General features: G+C 36.2%; 5 protein-coding genes. All 5 read left to right on the forward strand.

Translation table 11 applies throughout. The annotated features are described in order from the left end of the window. The first annotated feature begins 196 nt into the window (after nucleotides 1-196). Nucleotides 197-901 (forward strand): HAD family hydrolase, encoded by a 705-nt coding sequence (locus tag AC1DND_RS21995; protein WP_477584748.1) that lies wholly within the window; start codon nucleotides 197-199, stop codon nucleotides 899-901. Then, entirely contained in the window at nucleotides 888-1,724 is an 837-nt protein-coding gene (locus AC1DND_RS22000; RefSeq protein WP_477584749.1) for a phosphoribosyltransferase family protein, read from the forward strand. Before AC1DND_RS21995 ends, AC1DND_RS22000 begins: the two co-directional genes overlap by 14 nt. Nucleotides 1,725-1,726: 2 nt before the next feature. Continuing rightward, on the forward strand, nucleotides 1,727-2,281 hold the full coding sequence (locus AC1DND_RS22005) for a TerD family protein (RefSeq protein WP_477584750.1): 555 nt from the start codon (nucleotides 1,727-1,729) through the stop codon (nucleotides 2,279-2,281). 4 nt (nucleotides 2,282-2,285) lie between these two features. Then, on the forward strand, nucleotides 2,286-2,900 hold the full coding sequence (locus tag AC1DND_RS22010) for a TerD family protein (protein WP_116251228.1): 615 nt from the start codon (nucleotides 2,286-2,288) through the stop codon (nucleotides 2,898-2,900). Between the two features lie 27 nt (nucleotides 2,901-2,927). Next, nucleotides 2,928-3,953, forward strand: a 1,026-nt coding sequence (locus AC1DND_RS22015; RefSeq protein ID WP_477584751.1) for a toxic anion resistance protein, incomplete at its 3' end; no start/stop codon positions are given.

A 3,953-nucleotide genomic window follows, 5' to 3' on the forward strand; every position in this document is an offset into this window, starting at 1 on the left:
GTATTAACATCCTTATTATTTAACTATCCCAAAAAACACAAAAGCGATATCATCATTTCGGACGATGCCGAAAAGGTATTGGATAAATCTTAAATTATAAGGCTTATCTGTGATAAATCTTACAATTAAACGTTGGTAATATTACAATCAAATTTGTAATATTAGAATTTATAAATAGATTAGGAAACAGGTTGCAATGGCTTTTTACAAACATTACTCATTCGATCTTTGGTTAACGTTGATTAAATCAAATCCAGCGTATAAACAGGAGCGGACGCAATATTTTTACCAGAAATTTAATACTAAGCATAAAAATTTAGCAGAGATTGCTGTTGTTTTTCGCCAGGTAGATTTAATGGTAAACGCTATTAATGAGCGGACAGGGAAAAATGTAGATGCTGATGAAATGTATTTAATGATCATCAGTATGATCAATGATTACGATTTCAATTTTCATGATGTGGATCTACAGGAGATTGATCACGACATGGAACAACTGGTTTTTACCCACATGCCTTTGCTGTATAGCGAAAGTTCTTTAACCGTATTGGAACAGCTTAAGTCAACAGGTTTAAGTTCGACCAATATTTTAAGCAATACTGGTTTTATAAAAGGGAAAACCTTAAAAAAAGTAATCAGTCATTTGGGTATCGATCAGTTTATCGATTTTCAGCTGTATTCTGATGAAGTAAGGATGTCTAAACCCAATACCGGATTTTTTCAGTTGATGTTAGATACCATCGATAGGGAAAAACACCCGGAATTAATGCTAAAAGATGTAATCCATGTTGGAGATAACCCGCATGCTGATGTTCGTGGGGCAGAAGCGATGGGAATTAACAGTATGCTCATCAATTCCAATCACCTATCTATCTCAAACCTACTCTATGATACCGTATAGTTATTCACTTCATAAAATAGACAATACAGTCGATTTTGGCTTTAGTGCCGACGATTACAGTCGCTTTAAGTTTGGCGATGACCTGGTGGCCCGATCTTTCGGAAAAGACCTTGCCGATGGCTTTATCCGCTATTATTTAGCTGATAATGTGATTGCCGATCAGATTGTGGTTATTTCTAGTCCTTATAGTTTTATTCCAACGGCAACCTTTGCCATGAAAAACTATTTCGTTTGTCAGCTTAACCGTTGGCTGGTGGAAAATGGTGGTTTGGCGGTACAGGAAACCAAAGTGCACAGAACCATTACCTATAAAGAAGATTATGGCGAGTTAAGTGCCGAAGAAAGGCTTTTACTGATTGGAAACGATTCATTTCACATCGATAAAGATTTTCTCGCTGGTAAAACACTTTTATTTCTGGATGATATCAGAATTACCGGAAGCCATGAGCGGATGATCTTAAAAATGGCTAAAGAATATGGTTTAAAGAACGAAATGCATATGCTTTATTTCGCCGAACTGGTCAATAAAAATATCCATCCCAATGTAGAGAATTTTCTGAATTACCATCAGATCAAATCTATTTTTGATCTGGAAGAAATTATTGATAGCGGCAATTTTAGGTTTAATACCCGTATTGTAAAATACATTTTAAATACTACTTCGAGCAGTTTTAATCTATTTTTAGAACGTAGAAGTACCGATTTTATCAATCAGCTTTACGATCTATCCCTGGGGAATAACTACCATACCATAGAAGCGTATTCTAAAAATTTACATCTCATAAAAGACTATATCAAAAACAACAATTATAAATTAATTTAAATATGGCTATTAATTTGCAAAAGGGGCAAAGAGAAAATATCGATGCTCCTAAATTTACAATAGGTTTAGGTTGGGATACCAACAGCTCTTCAACAGGTTCTGCATTCGATTTAGATGCTTCAATTTTTTTACTAAACGATCAGAAAAAACTGATTTCAGACGAAAACTTTGTATTCTATAATAATTTGGTTTCTCCAGATGGTTCGGTAGAGCATACAGGTGATAACTTAACCGGTGATGGTGATGGCGATGATGAACAGATAAAAATTGATTTAACCAAAGCTGATGCTAAAGTAAACGAGATCTGTATTGTGGTAACCATCCACGATGCTGAAAACAGAAGACAAAATTTTGGTCAGGTTAGAAACTCTTTCATCCGTATTTTTGATGCCGTAACCAATGAGGTGATCTTAAAATACGAATTAGAAGAAGATTTCTCTATAGAAACGGCGGTAGAATTTGGAAGAATTTACAAACGCGAAGGCAAATGGAAATTTGAAGCCGTTGGCGTAGGTATGAAAGGTGGTTTACAGGATTATTTAAACAAATATCAATAATATTATGGCAATCAATCTTCAAAAAGGACAGCGCATCAGTCTAGAAAAAAGTAATGGTAGCAAACTTCAGAATGTTTGTGTAGGCATTAACTGGGGTGCCATTGAAAAGAAAGGTCTTTTCGGTTTCGGATCATCAAAAGAAGCGGTAGATTTAGATGGAAGCTGTGCATTATACAACGAAAACAAACAACTTTTAGAGGTAGTTTATTTTGGTAACCTAAAATCTAAAAACGGTTCTGTAAAACATAGCGGCGATGATTTAACTGGCGATATGGGCGGCGATGATGGCTTAGATAATGAGATCATCACACTTGATTTTTCTCAGTTGGATGCCAACGTAAACTATGTTGCCTTTGTATTGAATAGTTTTAGAGGGCATGATTTTGGTACAATCCCTTTTGCGTCAATCCGCATTTACGAGGGCACAACTAAACGTGTTAACGAGGTTTTTGCTAAATTCGATATTGCTAACGGAGCCAACTTTGCTGGTCACGTATCGATGGTAATGGGCGTTTTTTACAAGAAAAACGGCGAATGGAAATTTAATGCCATTGGCGAACCAACCAAAGATAAAAAACTCGAAGATACCGTTAAAACCGTAACTCAAAACTATTTATAAGCCATAAGGCTGGTAATTAATCAAACTATGGAAACCAACCCAAACGTTACCCAAGCCCTTACTCCGGTTAAACTGGATAAAGATGGCAATGTGGATCTCGAGAAAATAACCTCAGAGGAAACGCTTAAATACAATGAGATTGGAAAATCGTTAGAACCATCAGATGTAAATTCTATCCTGAATTACGGAAGCGATGCCCAAAACTCAATGGAAAAATACAGTAACGAGTTTTTATCGTCTGTACGGACTTATAACAGTGGTGAAGTTGGCGGTTTAATTAACGAACTGCTTACCGAACTGAATTATATCGATGTTTCAGAATTGGAGCAAAGTGCATTTAAGAACTTTATTTCTAAAATCCCGTTTTTAAAGAGCCTTGTTGTTGATGTGAAAAAACTTTTCCAGAAGTATGATGTAGTGGTGAATAATATTGATAAGATCACCAACAAAATTAAAGCTGGAAGGTTAAATTCGATTAAAGACAACAGTTCGCTGCAAACCATGTTCGATAGCAATGTTGGTTACATCCACCAAATGGAAGAACTGATTATTGCCGGACAGATGAAATACAACGAGCTGAACATCAAACTTGCTGAGATGGAAGGCCGACCTGCCGATTATCAGGATTATGAAATTGCCGATTTAAGGGACTTCATAAGTCGCTTGGATAAAAGACTGGCAGATATGAAAATTGTTCGTTTCATCATGTTGCAATCTTTAGCGCAGATCCGTGTGGTGCAGAACAATAATACTTCAATTGCAGAAAAAGCACAGTCGATTGTATCTACAACCATTCCGGTGTGGAAAAACCAATTGACCATTGCTGTTGCTTTACAAAGGCAAAAGGCCAACGTAGAGATGCAGAAGAAAATTTCGGATACCACGAATACCATTTTGCAGAAAAATGCAGAGATGCTGAAACAAAACAGTATCGATGTAGCCAAAGAGAATGAAAAAACAGTAGTATCTTTGGAAACCTTGAAACAAACCACTTCATCGTTGATTGAAACGCTTAATGAGGTTAAACAGATCCATGAAGCGGGTGCACAGAGT

This window comes from Pedobacter sp. 01N416 (assembly GCF_056399685.1).